This is a genomic window from Paenibacillus sp. T2-29 (assembly GCF_052921365.1).
In genome coordinates, this window is sequence record NZ_JBREVE010000006.1 from 303,643 (window position 1) to 320,712 (window position 17,070).

Below are 17,070 nucleotides of genomic sequence, written 5' to 3' on the forward strand. Positions count from 1 at the left end.
TGTGCGTTGATTGTAATGAAAACTAAGTGAAGATTTTGTTGGAGGGGAAAGCATAAAATGAAAGCAACTTGGGAGAAAATAGAGAAGAACCTTGGGGTTCTTGAAGTTGAGGTAGACGCGGATCGTGTAGCCGCTGCACTCGACAAAGCTTTTAATAAAGTGGTTAAACAAGTAAGTGTACCAGGATTCCGTAAAGGTAAAGTACCACGTCCTATCTTTGAAAAACGTTATGGTATTGAAAGTCTGTACCAGGATGCAATTGACTTCCTGTTGCCAGAAGCATACAGCCAAGCTGTAGAGCAAACAGACATCTTCCCAGTAGATAGCCCTGATGTTGAAATTGATCAATTTGCTAAAGGCGAATCTTTCAAATTCAAAGCAAAAGTTACGGTTAAACCTGAAGTAACTTTGGGCGATTACAAAGGCGTAGAAGTGCCTGTAAGCAAAAACGAAGTAAGTGACGAAGAACTGGCTCAAGAGCTGGAGCGCCTGCAACAACGTCATGCTGAATTGGTTGTTGTTGATGAAGATGCTGCTCAATCCGGCGATACAGCTATCATTGACTTCGACGGTTCCGTAGACGGCGTACAATTCGAAGGTGGACAAGCTGAGAAGTATTCTCTGGAACTGGGTTCCAATACCTTCATCCCTGGCTTTGAAGACCAAGTGATTGGTTTGCACACTGGTGATTCCAAGGACGTTGAAGTAACGTTCCCTGAGAACTACCATTCTGCTGACCTCGCTGGTAAACAAGCTGTATTCAAAGTGAAAGTTCATGAACTGAAACGCAAAGTTCTTCCTGAATTGGACGATGAATTTGCTAAAGATGTAAGTGAATTTGACACACTTGCTGAATTCAAGGAAGACTTGAAAAAGCAATTGCTGGAGCGCAAAGAAAACGAAGCTAAAGCAGCTCGTGAGGGCGCTGTAGTGGAGAAAGTTGCTGAAAATGCAACAATCGACATTCCTGAAGCAATGGTCAAGAGTGAAGTGCAAAACATGGTTCGCGATTTCGACAACCGTCTGCGCAGCCAAGGCATGAACCTTGAAATGTTCCTCGGCTTCTCCGGTCAAAGCAAAGAAGACCTGGAAGAGCAAATGAAAGCAGATGCTGAGAAGCGCGTACGCAACAACCTCGTGCTGGAGCAAGTGGCTAAAGCAGAAAACATCGAAGTTTCCGAAGCGGAAATTAATGAAGAACTGCAAAACATGGCTGACACTTACAAACGTTCTGTAGAAGAGATCCGTAGCATTCTGGAAAGTAACGGCTCGTTCGCTAACTTGAAAGAAGAGATCTCCCTGCGCAAAACAATCGCTTTGCTGGTGGAAAACAGCAAAGAAGTTGAAGCGCCAGCTGCAGCTGCTGAGTAATTTAAACGATAAAATATACGGTGTGTAGGCTGTAACAGGCTGCAACGTAGTAATTAGATAAGGATAAGGCACGTAGTGAAAGTTACGTGCCTTATTTTTACCTTAGACAACCCAAATTTTAGTCGTTTATGGAAAGCGCTGTGAATGGTGTTTTCTGTTTTACATAAGTCACTACCGTACATTTGCACATACATACGAAACATGGTTAAATATGAGAAGGTCTCGGCAGGGTGTCTGTAAATAGCCTGCACTTCATATATGAGCAGGCAAATATGACACGAGACTCTGAACATGTTAAAATATTTTGTAAGGTGTTCACGTTTCATGATTGCCGCTTCCGTTTTAATGGGACATAAGGAAGCGGATGAATACAGGTGTTCATTTTAATAAAGAAAAGAGGTTGGTCGTGATGAGTCTCGTCCCTATGGTTGTGGAACAAACGAATCGAGGAGAACGATCTTACGATATTTACTCGCGGTTGCTTAAGGATCGCATCATTTTCCTAAGTGGCCCGATTGATGACGATGTCGCCAATCTCGTCATTGCACAGCTATTGTTCCTTTCTGCGGAAGACCCGGAGAAGGACATTAATTTGTACATTAACTCGCCAGGCGGTTCTGTTACTGCAGGCATGGGTATATATGATACAATGCAATTCATTAAGCCGGATGTATCGACGATTTGTGTAGGTATGGCTGCTAGTATGGGTTCTTTATTGCTCACAGCTGGTGCACCAGGCAAAAGATATGCACTTACCAATAGTGAAGTTATGATCCACCAGCCGCTCGGCGGCATTCAGGGGCAAGCCTCCGACATGCTGATTCATGCGGACTGGATTATCAAAACACGTGCCAAGCTGAATCAAATCTATGTGGAGCGTACAGGTCAGCCCCTCGAAAAAATCGAACGTGATACTGACCGGGATTTCTTCATGGAAGCGGAAGAGGCAAAAGCATACGGTATCATTGACCAGGTGCTGTCTAAACCGATTAATCTGTAAAGGGGTGGCTCTATGTTTAAATTTAATGATGAAAAAGGACAATTAAAATGTTCTTTCTGCGGCAAATCTCAGGATCAGGTTCGCAAGCTTGTTGCCGGACCGGGCGTATATATATGTGATGAATGCATCGAGTTGTGCACGGAAATTGTGGAGGAAGAATTGGGTCATGAAGAAGAAGTAGATCTGAAAGACATTCCAAAACCAATGCAAATCCGTGAAATTCTGGACCAATATGTTATTGGTCAGGATCAAGCGAAAAAATCACTGTCTGTTGCGGTGTATAATCACTACAAACGTATTAATACACAAAACAAAATTGATGATGTGGAACTGCAAAAAAGTAACATTTTGATGCTTGGACCTACAGGTTCGGGTAAAACGTTGCTTGCGCAAACCATGGCTAAAATTTTGAACGTCCCATTTGCTATCGCAGATGCCACTTCCCTTACGGAAGCGGGTTATGTGGGTGAAGACGTTGAAAACATTTTGCTGAAACTGATTCAAGCTGCCGATTATGATGTAGAAAAAGCAGAACGCGGCATTATCTACATTGACGAAATTGATAAAGTAGCTCGTAAATCTGAAAACCCGTCCATTACCCGTGACGTATCGGGTGAAGGTGTACAGCAAGCATTGCTTAAAATTTTGGAAGGCACGGTTGCTTCTGTACCTCCGCAAGGCGGTCGCAAGCATCCACATCAAGAATTCATTCAAATTGATACTACGAATATCCTGTTCATTTGTGGCGGTGCCTTTGATGGTCTGGAGCAAATGATCAAACGTCGTATCGGTAAGAAGGTCATCGGCTTTAACGCGACTAGTGAACAAAAAGATCTGAAACCAGGCGAATATACCTCCATGGTATTGCCTGAGGATCTGTTGAAGTTCGGTCTGATTCCGGAATTCGTAGGACGTTTGCCAGTCATTTCGACGCTGGAGCCACTTGATGAGAAGACATTGGTTCGTATTTTGTCTGAACCGAAAAATGCGTTGACCAAGCAATACCAGAAGATGCTGGAACTGGACAATGTGCAGCTGGAGTTTAAACAAGATGCTCTGGAAGCCATTGCTCGTGAGGCGATCAAGCGTAACACGGGTGCTCGTGGCCTTCGCGCAATTATTGAAGGTATTATGCTTGACGTTATGTACGAAGTTCCTTCCCGTGATGATGTGACGACTTGCGTCATCAACGAGCAGGTAGTAAAAGACAAAATTGCACCGGAACTCGGTGGTACAGATAAGGATAAAAAACAAGAAGAGAGCGCCTAAGGATTGATACTTCGCGATCTCTACAACATGAGAAGCCAGATCTCCACTTCACGAAACCCGTATGAGGTTTTATGGGGTGGAGGTTTGGCGTTAATGGGAGAGAAAAGTATATGTTCTTAAGACAAGACACACGTCCCGTTCAAGTCGGGAATCTGACGATTGGCGGCAGCAATGAAGTCATCATCCAAAGCATGTGCACTACCAAAACGGCAGATGTGGAAGCTACAGTAGCCGAGATTCTTCGTTTGGAAGAAGCCGGATGTCAGATAGTGCGGGTTACCGTCAATAATGAGGAAGCTGCCGCAGCTATTAAAGAAATTAAGAAGCGGATTCATATTCCGCTGGTTGCAGATATTCACTTTAATCACAAGCTGGCTCTACTGGCAATTGAAAATGGGATTGACAAGGTTCGCATTAACCCAGGCAACATTGGACGACGTGAAAAAGTGGAAGCTGTCGTTAAGGCATGTAAAGAAAAGGGGATTCCAATTCGGATTGGTGTAAACGCCGGATCATTGGAACAGCATTTACTGGATAAGTATGGCTACCCTACGCCAGAAGCGATGGTAGAAAGTGCACTGTACCATATCGGGATACTGGAAGAGCTTGATTTCCATGATATTATCGTATCACTGAAGGCTTCTGACGTTCCAATGGCGATTGCCGCTTACACGAAGGCAGCTGAAATTATTAAGTATCCCCTCCATTTGGGCATCACCGAAGCCGGTACACTCTTTACTGGAACGGTTAAAAGCGCGGCAGGTATGGGAGCTCTGTTGGCAGCAGGTATCGGGTCCACCATGCGTATTTCGCTAAGTGCCGATCCGGTAGAAGAAGTGAAGGTAGCACGGGAGTTGCTCAAAACGTTTGGGTTGATCACGAACGCAGCTACATTGATTTCTTGTCCGACTTGTGGGCGTCTGGATATTGATCTGTTCTCTATTGCGAACGAGGTAGAGGATTACATTGCAAAACTCAAGGTGCCGATTAAAGTATCTGTACTAGGGTGTGCAGTTAACGGCCCGGGTGAAGCGAAGGAAGCTGATATCGGAATTGCCGGAGCACGCGGAGAAGGTCTATTGTTCCGTTATGGAAAGATGATTCGCAAAGTCCCTGAGGCTGAAATGGTTGACGAATTGAAAAAAGAAATTGATATCATTGTCAAAGCTTATGAGGAAACAGGTAAAATACCCGGACGTGAAGAGCGTCACACTGCCGAGAAAGTGTAGGCATAAGCGGTTATTTTAAAATAGGTATAATCATAAACTATTGTCATTGTTTAAACACCGTGGAGAGCAGCTCTGCTACAGAACTGTTCTTCGCGGTGTTTTTGTATTTCTCTCTGATCTTTTGAAAGACAGCCGTTTAGCTCTCGTGGAAAAGGAAATACTGTCTTTCATAGAACAGCATTTTCAAATTGCTGAGATGAGAAACGGAGGGAATACGATGGACTTGACTATGATATTGTTATTGGTGCAAATGTTTTTCGGGATTGTTATTGGTCTGTATTTCTGGAACCTTCTACGGAGCCAGAAAACGAACCGTAGTGCGGTGGATCGGGAATCTCGGAAGGAATTGGATAAGTTGCGCAAATTGCGCTCTATTTCACTTACTAAGCCGCTAGCTGAACGCACACGGCCTGCCACGTTACAGGATATCGTCGGTCAGAAGGACGGGCTGCGTGCGCTCAAGGCGGCGTTATGCAGTGCGAATCCGCAGCATGTCATTATTTATGGCCCCCCTGGTGTAGGGAAAACGGCTGCCGCACGTGTGGTGCTGGAAGAGGCCAAGAAGAATCAGTCCTCCCCGTTCAAAGGGGATGCTAAATTCACGGAAATTGATGCTACAACGGCCCGTTTTGACGAGCGTGGTATTGCGGACCCGTTAATTGGTTCAGTTCATGATCCAATCTACCAAGGGGCAGGAGCGATGGGTGTAGCAGGTATCCCTCAACCTAAACCCGGAGCTGTAACGAAGGCTCATGGAGGGATGTTGTTCATTGATGAGATTGGCGAGCTGCATCCAACGCAGATGAATAAGCTGTTGAAAGTGCTGGAGGATCGAAAGGTATTTTTGGAAAGTGCATATTACAATTCAGAAGATTCGCATACGCCTGCTTACATTCACGATATTTTCCAAAACGGTTTGCCGGCGGATTTCCGTTTGGTAGGTGCGACGACCCGTTCGCCGCACGAGCTGCCACCTGCTATTCGATCCCGGTGTATGGAAATTTATTTCCGTGCCCTGCAGCCGCAGGAGATTGCTCGTATTGCTGAAGATGCTGTACACAAGCTAGGCTTTGGCCCTTGTCCAGAGGCAGTAGAGGTTGTACAGCGTTACGCGACCAACGGCCGGGAGGCAGTCAATATGATCCAGCTTGCTGCTGGTTTGGCACTTACCGAGAAAAGGGAACGACTCGATGCTTCGGACGTGGAATGGGTAGCGGGTAGCAGCCAAATTCAACCCCGTCCTGATCGGAAAATACCGGGCTTGCCGCAAATCGGATTCGTTAACGGATTAGCCGTATACGGTCCGAACATGGGGATGCTGCTGGAAATTGAAGTTACTGCGGTTCCGGTTCCCGAAGGAAAGGGAAGCTATAATATTACGGGTGTTGTGGATGAAGAAGAGATCGGAGGTAACTCCCGAACACTGCGTCGTAAGAGCATGGCTAAAGGCTCTGTAGAAAATGTTCTGACTGTTTTGCGTACGCTCGGTTTATCCCCCTCCAATTACGATCTGCATATCAATTTTCCTGGGGGGACGCCAGTAGATGGTCCGTCGGCAGGGATTGCAATGGCAACAGCTATTGCCTCTGCAATGCGGGGAATTCCGGTGGATCATGAAATTGCCATGACTGGCGAGATTAGCATCCATGGCCGAGTCAAGCCGATTGGCGGCGTATTAGCCAAGGTCGAAGCTGCTTTTCAGGCTGGAGCCAAAAAAGTGATCATTCCGCAGGACAACTGGCAAGCTCTTTTTGATAGCATTGAAGGCCTAAAAGTCATCCCTGTACAGTCGGTGACCGAAGTGTTCCGTCATGTGTTCGGAGAAGAGATGACTACGGATGCGCCTGTACATGCGCCAATTGAGACTTTTCGCCCATCCCAGTCCTCCTTGTTACAGGCGGATGGAACGCACAATGGGACGATTTCAGATACAGGATCTTGCTAATGAACTAGTCTTTCATTGGTTTTTTTATAAAACATTTGATAAAATATGAAAGATAGCAACGTGAGGATTGTAAAATCCGGAACCTGAGAATCACTGGAGGTGCGAAAGCGATGGGACCCACCAAGACAAAAGGTCGTCGTTTTCCTTTGCTGCCTTTAAGAGGACTTCTGGTTTACCCGAGCATGGTTCTACATCTCGATGTGGGCCGGGAAAAATCGGTCAAGGCTTTGGAAAAAGCGATGGTTGAAGACAATTTGATTCTCCTGTGTTCTCAATCAGAAGTTAATATTGAAGAACCCACACAAGAGGATATTTTTCGAGTCGGCACGGTAGCCAAAGTACGCCAAATGCTCAAGCTTCCCAACGGAACCATTCGAGTATTGGTGGAAGGGCTGGAACGTGCTGAGATTATTCAATATACGGACAATGAAGAATATTACGAGGTAATGGCGAAGGAACTGCACGAGGCAGAAAATGTGCAGCCTGAAACGGATGCGCTTATGCGCACTGTATTAACTCAGTTCGAGCATTATATCAATTTGTCCAAAAAGGTAACACCGGAGACTCTCGCTGCGGTATCTGATATTGAGGAGCCAGGACGCCTGGCTGATGTGATCACAAGCCATTTGACGCTCAAAATTAAGGAAAAGCAGGATATATTGGAGACGATCGACGTAACTCAGCGTCTGGAGAAGCTTCTAGATATTTTAAACAATGAGCGTGAAGTGCTGGAGCTGGAACGTAAAATCAACCAGCGTGTGAAGAAGCAGATGGAAAAGACGCAGAAGGAGTATTATCTGCGTGAACAAATGAAGGCGATTCAGAAGGAACTTGGTGAGAAGGAAGGTCGCGCAGGAGAAGTTGAAGAACTACGCAACCAGCTAAGTGAACGAGAGTTGCCGGTTCCGGTGAAGGAGAAGGTCGAAAAGGAAATTGACCGTCTGGAAAAAATGCCGGCAAGCTCTGCCGAGGGTGGTGTCATCCGCAATTACGTCGATTGGCTGTTAAGCTTGCCGTGGAACAAGTTCACCGATGATGATCTTGATATTGTCAAAGCAGAAGAAATACTCGATAACGACCATTACGGGCTGGATAAGCCCAAGGAGCGGGTGTTGGAGTATTTGGCTGTGCGCAAACTGGTGAAGACCATTAAGGGACCCATTCTGTGTCTCGTAGGTCCGCCAGGAGTCGGCAAGACCTCGCTGGCTCGCTCGATTGCCAAATCCATGGGTCGGGAATTTGTCCGCATCTCTCTCGGAGGTGTGCGGGATGAAGCGGAAATCCGTGGTCACCGCCGGACTTATGTTGGCGCGATGCCGGGTCGGATTATTCAGGGAATGAAGACCGCAGGAACATCTAATCCAGTCTTTTTGCTGGATGAGATTGATAAAATGGCCTCCGACTTCCGGGGCGATCCATCGGCGGCATTGCTCGAAGTGCTCGATCCTGAACAAAACAACACGTTCAGTGACCATTTTGTTGAGTTGCCGTTTGATCTGTCCAACGTGATGTTTGTAACGACAGCCAATGCTGCGCATAATATCCCGCGTCCGCTGATGGATCGTATGGAGACGCTCTATATTCCCGGCTACACCGAACTGGAGAAGTTGGAAATCGCCAATCGGTATCTCCTACCCAAGCAGAAGAGAGAGCATGGCTTGGGAGAGGAACAGTTGGTTATTGGGGAGGATACGCTGCTGCGAGTCATTCGTGAATATACCCGTGAATCTGGTGTGCGTAATCTTGAACAGCAAATGGCTTCTCTATGTCGCAAGGCGGCGAAGTCAGTTGTATCCGGTGGCGAAGGGCCGATTGAAATCACACCGGATAATTTGAAAGATTATTTGGGTATCGCCAAATTCCGCTACGGTGTAGCAGAACTGGAGGATCAGATCGGTACGGTTACAGGCTTGGCGTGGACAGAGGTCGGTGGTGAAACACTGATGATTGAAGTGACGGTCGTGCCTGGTAGCGGGAAACTGATCCTTACGGGTAAACTTGGAGACGTTATGAAAGAATCCGCGCAGGCGGCATTCAGCTACACTCGTTCCAAAGCAGTCGATCTGGGCATTGAATTGGATTTCTATGAGAAAAATGATATCCATATTCATATTCCTGAGGGAGCAATTCCGAAGGATGGCCCATCTGCCGGAATCACGATTGCTACCGCATTAATTTCGGCTTTGACCAACCGTCATGTATCCAAGGATGTAGCGATGACGGGCGAAATTACCCTGCGCGGTCGCGTATTGCCGATTGGTGGTTTGAAAGAAAAATCGCTGGCTGCCCATCGGGCAGGTTACAAAAAAATTCTGCTTCCCAAAGATAATGAACGGGATTTGAAGGATATTCCCGACAGTATCCGGCAGGATGTTGAATTTGTCCCCGTTGCCCATATGGATCAGGTGTTAAAGCATGCTTTGGTTGAGCAGGCAAGGGTACATTAGAGAGGAATTAAAGACACAATGAAAGTAACAAAAGCAGAATTTATAATAAGTGCGGTTGGTCCGGATCAGTTTCCTGTGGACGCTTTGCCAGAGATTGCTCTGGCGGGGCGCTCCAATGTTGGAAAATCATCACTGATTAATCGGATGATTAACCGTAAAAATTTGGCGCGTACCAGTTCTACGCCGGGTAAAACTCAGCAACTCAATTATTACCGGATTAATGATGAGCTTTATTTTGTCGATTTTCCCGGTTACGGTTATGCTAAGGTATCCAAAACGTCACGTAAGGCTTGGGGACAAATGATTGAGTCTTATTTGCTGGAACGTGAGCCGCTCAAGCTGGTGCTACAAATGGTAGATTTGCGCCACCCACCGTCCAAGGATGATATCATGATGTACGACTGGCTGCGTCATAACGGGCTTCCTGTCTGTGTTGTAGGTACAAAAGCAGATAAAATCCCTAAAACACGTCGAGAAAAGCACTATAAGGTAATCAAGCAGGAACTTGGAATACTTCCCGGGGGTTTGTTTATCCCCTTTTCATCCGAAGAAGGCATGGGCAAGGAAGAGCTGTGGTCGGTCATCTCCAGTTATATCGAGAATGACGACGAAGAGCAGACGGAATTGTAAGGTTAGGGGCGTCCTTAAGGGCGCCTTTTTTTTATGAAGTTGGATTCAAAACATTAAACTCACTAAAAAGGTAGGAATAATATATAATAAACAAAGGAAATCGTGGGATTTAAGCATAAAAGTGAGCATATGGAGGATAATACAGCTGCGATTCCGGTATTTTCCGTTTATCTTCGATGAATGGCGGATATTTATGATTTGATACGCAAGAAAGCGCAACAGGTCTGATGTATAATAAAGTATAAAGCTTACACTAAAGGTTCAGGAAAGAATTGAGGAGATTGGTATGGCACAGCGGTTAGCCACAGAGTATGTAAAAACCACTTTGACCTTGTCAGAAACCCAAATGGACGAATTTTTGCAGGCAGTGGATGATCCCCAGGTGCATTACCGCATTAAAGTTCTGGATAACGGAAGACAGGAAATCGTTCTAGAGCATATTGCGGGTGAGGAAGTTCATTTATTTTTTGAAGCCAAAGAGGGAGCGTTTGTTTGTGAATTAACTTGCCGCTTAGTTCATCCACAGCTAACTCTGTTTATACGCCAACTATTTGTTCGCTTTAAGGGTGAAGGTATTGTTTACCGCATGTATCAAGGATTCACTATGGTGTATTTTTATAATGAAGGTGCGGTCCGCAAAATTATGGAAAAGAATGCGGAAGGCTCTAGGCTGGTGTTTGAATATAGAAATACAGTGCAAGAACTGCAGCAGCTTTTTCAACATCAGAACGTCGAAAATGAAATAGCAGATATATACAACCTCATTAATTCGTTACTTGACGAGCGGAATTTGGCGCGTACTTTCTCTGAGCTGGAACAGATTGACCATAAGCTTCGGATGAGTTGCTCCAAATTATTTGCACTGGAAGCTTAAAAGGCTGAATATATGGAATGAATTGTTATACAGTGTAGTCCCTTTCTTTGCCGAAAGGGGCTTTTTTATTCCAAAAAAATGATTGCATTTGCTGCACATAGATGTTATTTTTAATCTCGTTGAAAATGAATATAGGAACCAGGATTCACTCAGGACATTGAATGTTGCGAGAGGTTATCCCTCGGGAAGTGAATGACGTAGGTCCTAGCGGATGAAATTTTTTTCAAACATTTTATTCCTAGGAAGGGGGAACCGAAAGATGGAATTGGAATACTCAACTTTCGGAAGACACGTTGCCGTAGATACTTGGGGTGTTGAGTTTGAATTACTGAATGATGCGCAGTTTCTGGAGGCTCAATTAGTTGAAGCTGCTGAAGCTTGCGGAGCAACGGTGATGTCCGTTCAATCCAAGCAATTCGAACCACAGGGAGCTACCGTGCTTGTACTGTTGTCGGAGAGTCATCTCTCTATTCATACGTATCCTGAGAGAGGGTTTGCCGCTATTGATTGTTATACTTGCGGTGAGACTGTTGATCCGCAGCTGGCTATTGATTACCTGGTATCCGTTCTAAAACCGAAAAAAACATATGCGAAGAAGCTAATTCGCGGCTTGGGAGAACTTCAGGTGGAATCACCGAAGTGCAAGTTAGCTGAGTTGGTATAAATCTTTTTTTATGGAGCCTTTTGTGCGTCCTATATTATAACCATGGAACAATTCCATGGTTATTTGTTTTAAAAGTAGTTCAAACTAAACTAAATCATACAGAACGTGCTGGATGTTTATGAAAGCTATCCAATTTTCATAAACAATTCATAAAACAGCCGAAGGGGATTCGGACTTCTGTGATATAATTAACATAGTTTATGATAACAATGAGTATTCTTATTACAGTTTAGGCAGGTGAATTTTACAATGCACATCGTCGTTGTTGGGTTGAATTATCGTACGGCGCCTGTGGAAGTCAGAGAACGGTTTACATTTGCAGAACAGGATTTGCCAGAAGCGCTGGAGCAACTCAAACTTACCAAAAGTGTGTTGGAGGGCGTAGTTGTCGCAACCTGCAATCGGACTGAAATATATGTTGTGGTCGACCGCCTTCACATGTGCGGTTATTTTATACGCAGTTTTATGGAGCAATGGTTTGGTATTCCTCGTGATCAGTTTACACAACATTTATATATATATGAAGACGAGCAGGCAATTCGGCATTTGTTCCGTGTGACTTGTGGTCTGGATTCCATGGTCATTGGAGAAACACAAATTTTGGGTCAGGTAAAGAATGCTTTTCTCCAGGCTCAATCTCAGAAAATTACAGCAACGTGGTTTAATATGCTGTTTAAGCAGGCCGTCACATTGGGCAAGCGTGCCCATTCGGAGACGTCTATTGGAGAAAGTGCCGTATCTGTTAGCTATGCAGCCGTTGAGCTGGGCAAACGGATTTTCGGGATGTTTACGGATAAAAAGGTACTAATCCTCGGTGCTGGTAAAATGAGTGAGCTTACCGTTAAGCATTTGTACAGCGGCGGAGCTGCCGAGGTTATTGTAGCAAATCGAACTTTGTCCCGCGCCGAGGATCTGGCCTCCAAGTTTAACGGAACACCAGTTACGATGGAGGAAGGCATGAATCGGTTGGCGGATGTGGATATTGTGATTAGCTCGACTGGTGCTCAGGGGTATATTCTGGATCGCAACCGTGTCGAAGCCAGTATGAAACGCCGTCAGTCTCGTCCTTTGTTTATGATTGATATCGCGGTTCCGCGCGATTTGGACCCCGCTATTGGCGAATTGCAGAATGTTTTCCTATATGATATTGATGATCTGGAAGGGATCGTGGAGAGCAACCTGGAAATGCGTCGTACTGAAGCTGCAAAAATCGAGCATATGATCGAAGATGAGCTTAGCGAGTTTTATCAATGGTTGAAAACGATGGGAGTGCGTCCGGTGATTCGTGCATTACAGGAAAAAGCGGAGTCTATACATCAGGATACGCTGGAAAGCTTGTATAACAAGCTTCCCGAGCTGGATGAACGGCAACGTAAAGTGATAAGCCGCTTGACGAAAAGTATGCTGAATCAGATGATGCATGATCCGATCAATCGGGTTAAGGAACTGGCTGTCCAAAAGCAGGGAAATGAGGCGTTAGACATGTTTAGCCACATTTTTGCTCTGGAGGATCGTTTGGAGGACGCTGCTCAGAAAGTAGATAAAAGCGATGCATCTGCATTGATAAAACCGGAGGCTGGTGTTCATGGAAAAACCGGTCAGGCTCAGGCTTTGCCAGCGTCGTTTGCGCCGGCCAGCCTGTAAAGGTGGGTGAACAGACATGGCCTCAGGCATGCTTATATATGATTCAATGATTTATGTTTTTGCCCTGAGCCTTCTGTTTGTATTTTCGGATGGAATTCGTCGCAATGCGAATGCTAAACGGACAGGTACAGGGCTTCTTCTTGTCGTTGTAGTGCTCCAGCTTGTTTTTATGGGTATGAGAACCTGGAATGAAGGGCATCTTCCCATTTTCGTGACCTACGACTTTCTGTTTCTGTTTTCATTTATTCTGGTACTGATTTCTTTGATTCTGTCACGTTATCAGCGATCGGAATTTGCGGTATTGCTGCTTAATATCATTAGCTTTGCTGTTCTTGTACTCAATAATATATGGATGGAGCCGATCGACAACCCGCTTGGAAATTGGCATACCGTACATGGGCTGCTTCTGATTCATATTGCGCTGGCTAATCTTGGCTTTGTCGCGATGACGGTAGCGGCTGTATTTTCGGGCTTGTATCTGTTTTTGCATCGTAAATTGAAAGTCAAGAAATGGAATGACACGATCAAGCGCCTGCCGAGTCTGGAAATGATGGATCGGTATACACATATGGCGCTGTTAATTGGTACTCCTCTGCTGGGAGTTTCTATTGTCGTGGCTGTCATTTCTATTATTGCCGAGGAACGCTGGCGTCTTTTACTAGATACCAAAGTGCTAATGACAGCGATTGCCTTATGCGTGTATATTGTATTTTTAGTGAGCAAAAGATTGAACCAGCGTTCAGGCCTTGTCATGGCAAAGTGGTCTTTGGTTGGCTACACGCTACTAATTCTTAATTTTTTGCTGAATTCCTGGTCTGTATTTCATCAGTGGACGGGAGAGTGAAAAGCCACTTGCAGCATTTTGTCCCAATTTCGTTGAATTGTAACAATAAGCTCTGTTGTGTTGTAGGCGGCGGCAGGATTGCGGAACGAAAGGTTAAGGGGATGATGGAAAGTGGGGCGTCCATTACCGTCATTAGCCCGAATATAACGCCGGATTTACAGGTCCTGGCCGATCACAAGCAGCTCCACTGGGTAAATCGCGTATATCGCGAGGGTGACCTCCAGGGAGCCTTTCTTGTATATGCCGCTACGAACCAGAGAGAAGTGAATAATAAGGTTGCGCATGAGGCCAGACAAAGGGGTATACTGGTAAATGTGGCGGATCGCTCGGAAGAGGGAGATTTTATAACGCCGGGCATCATCCGACGAGGGAGACTGACGATTAGTATTTCCACAGAAGGGGCAGGCCCCGCTGTGACCGCTGATATTACATCAGCCTTGGATACGTTGTTCGGTAGCGAATATGAGCCTTATCTGGATTTCATGCACGATATGCGACAGATCATCAAACGCAAGATAAGTTCCCCACAGCAAAGGACCAAACTATTAAGACGCTTGGCGAGTAGCGAAATTTTGGAACAAATACGACGTCATGAATTTATGGCTTGGACCGAAAAAGAAATAGATCTATGGATTGCGCAAAATCAGGAGGAATAACATGCGAACAATTGTGGTAGGCAGCAGACAGAGCGCTCTGGCGTTAACTCAGACCGGGCATGTCATTGAGGATTTGAATGCGCTGTGCGCGGAGCATGGATTGGATTTGCAATTTGTCATCAAAAAAATCCTGACCAAGGGTGACCGGATATTGGATGTAACCTTGTCCAAAGTGGGTGGCAAAGGGCTTTTTGTCAAAGAGATTGAACAGGCCATGCTGGCTGGTGAAATTGATATGGCAGTACATAGTATGAAGGATATGCCGTCCGATTTGCCGGAGGGTCTTGTCAATGGCGCTGTACCGCGCCGTGAGGACCCACGCGATTGCCTAATCACATTGGGCGCCAAGAATCTGGAGGATTTGCCTCCAGGAGCCAAGGTGGGCACAAGCAGCTTGCGCAGAGCCAGTCAAATCAAGTCCATGCGTCCTGATCTACAATTGAAGCCAGTACGTGGCAATATTGATTCCCGTCTGAAAAAGCTGGAGACGGAAGGTTTTGACGCCATCATTTTGGCAGCAGCAGGCTTGCACCGGATGGGCTGGAAAGACCGAATTACGTCCTATATACCAGAGGAGGCATGTTTGCCGGCAGTGGGACAGGGAGCGCTCGGTATTGAATGCCGTGCGAGCGATGAAGAGCTGTTGGCATTGCTGCGTCTCTACAACCACCAGGATACCTCGGCTACGGTTGAGGCAGAACGAACTTTTCTGGGTGTGTTAAATGGGGGATGCCAAGTGCCAATCGGCGCTCATGCAGTCTGGGCTGGTCAAGAAATCAGCCTCACAGGGATGGTAGGCTCGCCAGATGGCGAGGTTATTTTGAAGGAAACGCTCCAGGGAAATGATCCGCAGAAGCTGGGAGAAGCGGTGGCGGCCAGTTTGATAGCCAAAGGAGCGGAACAGATTCTGGCGCAGGTGAGGGGATAATGGAATGGTGGGAAAGGTATATTTAGTAGGTGCAGGACCCGGAGATGCAAGATTAATTACGGTTAAGGGTTGGGAGTGCATTCAACTGGGCGATGTCATTGTGTATGACAGACTGGCAAGCCCTCGCCTCTTGGGGCTGATGAAGCCAGGGGCCCAAAAAATATATGTCGGCAAGCTGCCAGATCGTCACACCATGAAGCAAGAAGAAATTAATCAGCTGCTGGTGGATTTAGCTTTGGAAGGAAAGACAGTCGTCCGGCTCAAAGGGGGAGATCCCACTATTTTTGGCCGAGTTGGCGAGGAAGCCGGGCTGCTGCGTAAACACGGCATTTCCTATGAAATCATACCTGGTATCACATCAGCTATCAGCGTGCCTGCCTATGCAGGCATTCCCGTTACACATCGGGATATGGCTTCGTCGCTGTCTATTATTACAGGTCATGAAAGCCCGGATAAACTCGATAAAAGTATTCATTGGGATAAAGTAACGAACGCAACGGGGACACTGATCTTTATGATGGGTGTAGCGAAGATCGGCTATATCAGTGATCAGCTGATAAAGCACGGTAAGCCGTCCGATACTCCAGTTGCATTGATCCGTTGGGGGACCCGCGCCGAGCAAGATACGCTAGTGGGCACGCTGGCGGATATTGAAGCCAAGGTGAAGGCAGCGAATTTCCAACCGCCCGCCGTCATCGTTGTAGGAGAAGTGGTCAATCAGCGTGAACAGTTAAAATGGGCAGAGGATATGCCTTTGTTCGGGAAGCGAATTTTGGTTACTCGCGCACGCGCGCAGGCCAGTAGTCTGGTTCACCGGATTGAGGAGCTTGGAGGCGAACCTTATGAGTTCCCAGTTATCCAGACCGTCGTCCCTTCGGACGAGCAGGCAAAACAGAAAATCAAAGAGGCGTTTGCGCGGCTTCCTGAATATGACTGGGTGTTTTTTACCAGCGTTAACGGAGTGGAGTACTTTTTCACTCACTTAAAGGAACAGGGCAAGGATGTACGTGCGCTATACAAAGCACGTATTGCCGCGGTCGGACCAGCTACAGCAGACGCGCTTCGGGCGCACGGAATTGTAGCAGAACAGATCGAAGGTCCTTTTCAGGCAGAGGGTTTACTTGAAGCGTTTGAGCAAGATTTGCAAGCAGGGCAAAACGTATTTCTTCCAAGAGGTGATCTCGCTCGCTCCTGGCTGCCAGATCAGCTGAGGGAAATGGGACTTCGTGTGACCGAGGCTGATTTGTATCAAACGGTGCTGGCGGCCAACACACAGGATGATGAACTGCTCAAGTTGCTGGAGGAGCGTGCCATTCATGCGATTACTTTTACCAGTTCCTCAACCGTAACCTTTTTCCTGGAAGCCCTCAGACAAATGGGGATCAGTGATCCAGTCTCCCTGCTGGAGGGAGTTACGATCGCTGTGATCGGCCCCTTGACGGGTGAGACAGCAACCCAAGCTGGCTTGACTGTCAGTTTGATGTCAGAGAAGGCGACCATTGAAAGTCTAATTCAATCGCTATGTGACTGGAAACAATCAAGTACGGTTATGACATTATAAATTTAAAT

The 17,070-nt window shown here is 46.3% G+C and carries 14 protein-coding genes; all 14 read left to right on the forward strand.

Going from position 1 to position 17,070, the window contains the following annotated elements; translation table 11 throughout:
• Positions 1-57 precede the first annotated feature (57 nt).
• The 14 genes from tig (at position 58) to cobA (ending at position 17,062) form a co-directional block, all read left to right on the forward strand.
• On the forward strand, positions 58-1,371 hold the full coding sequence (gene tig / locus ACU1JV_RS18585) for a trigger factor (protein ID WP_013372696.1): 1,314 nt from the start codon (positions 58-60) through the stop codon (positions 1,369-1,371).
• 409 nt (positions 1,372-1,780) lie between these two features.
• A complete protein-coding gene (gene clpP, locus ACU1JV_RS18590) occupies positions 1,781-2,371 on the forward strand; it encodes an ATP-dependent Clp endopeptidase proteolytic subunit ClpP (protein WP_016324659.1) in 591 nt (196 codons plus the stop codon).
• Between the two features lie 12 nt (positions 2,372-2,383).
• Positions 2,384-3,640: an ATP-dependent protease ATP-binding subunit ClpX gene (gene clpX / locus ACU1JV_RS18595; RefSeq protein ID WP_013372695.1), complete on the forward strand. Its 1,257-nt coding sequence runs from the start codon at positions 2,384-2,386 to the stop codon at positions 3,638-3,640.
• Between the two features lie 110 nt (positions 3,641-3,750).
• Complete coding sequence (gene ispG, locus ACU1JV_RS18600) at positions 3,751-4,869, forward strand: flavodoxin-dependent (E)-4-hydroxy-3-methylbut-2-enyl-diphosphate synthase (protein ID WP_013372694.1); 1,119 nt, start codon at positions 3,751-3,753, stop codon at positions 4,867-4,869.
• 217 nt (positions 4,870-5,086) lie between these two features.
• Entirely contained in the window at positions 5,087-6,814 is a 1,728-nt protein-coding gene (gene lonB, locus ACU1JV_RS18605; protein WP_016324658.1) for an ATP-dependent protease LonB, read from the forward strand.
• A gap of 110 nt (positions 6,815-6,924) precedes the next feature.
• A complete protein-coding gene (gene lon, locus ACU1JV_RS18610; RefSeq protein ID WP_025678468.1) occupies positions 6,925-9,261 on the forward strand; it encodes an endopeptidase La in 2,337 nt (778 codons plus the stop codon).
• A gap of 18 nt (positions 9,262-9,279) precedes the next feature.
• Entirely contained in the window at positions 9,280-9,891 is a 612-nt protein-coding gene (yihA, locus tag ACU1JV_RS18615) for a ribosome biogenesis GTP-binding protein YihA/YsxC (protein WP_013372691.1), read from the forward strand.
• Positions 9,892-10,177: 286 nt separating this feature from the next.
• A complete protein-coding gene (locus ACU1JV_RS18620; RefSeq protein ID WP_013372690.1) occupies positions 10,178-10,765 on the forward strand; it encodes a hypothetical protein in 588 nt (195 codons plus the stop codon).
• Between the two features lie 265 nt (positions 10,766-11,030).
• Positions 11,031-11,429 (forward strand): adenosylmethionine decarboxylase, encoded by a 399-nt coding sequence (gene speD / locus ACU1JV_RS18625; protein WP_025678464.1) that lies wholly within the window; start codon positions 11,031-11,033, stop codon positions 11,427-11,429.
• Positions 11,430-11,678: 249 nt separating this feature from the next.
• Entirely contained in the window at positions 11,679-13,073 is a 1,395-nt protein-coding gene (gene hemA, locus ACU1JV_RS18630) for a glutamyl-tRNA reductase (protein WP_413986875.1), read from the forward strand.
• A gap of 16 nt (positions 13,074-13,089) precedes the next feature.
• Positions 13,090-13,917 carry a cytochrome c biogenesis protein CcsA gene (ccsA, locus tag ACU1JV_RS18635; protein ID WP_058830511.1) on the forward strand — a complete coding sequence of 276 codons (828 nt, stop codon included), beginning with the start codon at positions 13,090-13,092 and terminating at the stop codon, positions 13,915-13,917.
• 8 nt (positions 13,918-13,925) lie between these two features.
• The gene (locus ACU1JV_RS18640; RefSeq protein ID WP_025678462.1) at positions 13,926-14,573 is read left to right on the forward strand and encodes a precorrin-2 dehydrogenase/sirohydrochlorin ferrochelatase family protein; all 648 of its coding nucleotides are present in this window, start codon (positions 13,926-13,928) and stop codon (positions 14,571-14,573) included.
• A 1-nt stretch (position 14,574) separates the two neighbouring features.
• Complete coding sequence (hemC, locus tag ACU1JV_RS18645) at positions 14,575-15,501, forward strand: hydroxymethylbilane synthase (protein ID WP_413986874.1); 927 nt, start codon at positions 14,575-14,577, stop codon at positions 15,499-15,501.
• Positions 15,502-15,505: 4 nt separating this feature from the next.
• Positions 15,506-17,062, forward strand: a complete 1,557-nt coding sequence (gene cobA / locus ACU1JV_RS18650; protein WP_025678459.1) for a uroporphyrinogen-III C-methyltransferase — start codon at positions 15,506-15,508, stop codon at positions 17,060-17,062.
• The last annotated feature ends 8 nt before the right edge of the window (positions 17,063-17,070 follow it).

Bases quoted from the DNA above. Each gene is read 5' to 3' on its own strand.
- ACU1JV_RS18620 (WP_013372690.1), top strand. From the start codon at position 10,178: ATGGCACAGCGGTTAGCCACAGAGTATGTAAAAACCACTTTGACCTTG.
- tig (WP_013372696.1), top strand. From the start codon at position 58: ATGAAAGCAACTTGGGAGAAAATAGAGAAGAACCTTGGGGTTCTTGAA.
- ispG (WP_013372694.1), top strand. From the start codon at position 3,751: ATGTTCTTAAGACAAGACACACGTCCCGTTCAAGTCGGGAATCTGACG.
- yihA (WP_013372691.1), top strand. From the start codon at position 9,280: ATGAAAGTAACAAAAGCAGAATTTATAATAAGTGCGGTTGGTCCGGAT.
- clpX (WP_013372695.1), top strand. From the start codon at position 2,384: ATGTTTAAATTTAATGATGAAAAAGGACAATTAAAATGTTCTTTCTGC.
- ccsA (WP_058830511.1), top strand. From the start codon at position 13,090: ATGGCCTCAGGCATGCTTATATATGATTCAATGATTTATGTTTTTGCC.
- lon (WP_025678468.1), top strand. From the start codon at position 6,925: ATGGGACCCACCAAGACAAAAGGTCGTCGTTTTCCTTTGCTGCCTTTA.
- hemC (WP_413986874.1), top strand. From the start codon at position 14,575: ATGCGAACAATTGTGGTAGGCAGCAGACAGAGCGCTCTGGCGTTAACT.
- cobA (WP_025678459.1), top strand. From the start codon at position 15,506: ATGGTGGGAAAGGTATATTTAGTAGGTGCAGGACCCGGAGATGCAAGA.
- lonB (WP_016324658.1), top strand. From the start codon at position 5,087: ATGGACTTGACTATGATATTGTTATTGGTGCAAATGTTTTTCGGGATT.
- hemA (WP_413986875.1), top strand. From the start codon at position 11,679: ATGCACATCGTCGTTGTTGGGTTGAATTATCGTACGGCGCCTGTGGAA.
- clpP (WP_016324659.1), top strand. From the start codon at position 1,781: ATGAGTCTCGTCCCTATGGTTGTGGAACAAACGAATCGAGGAGAACGA.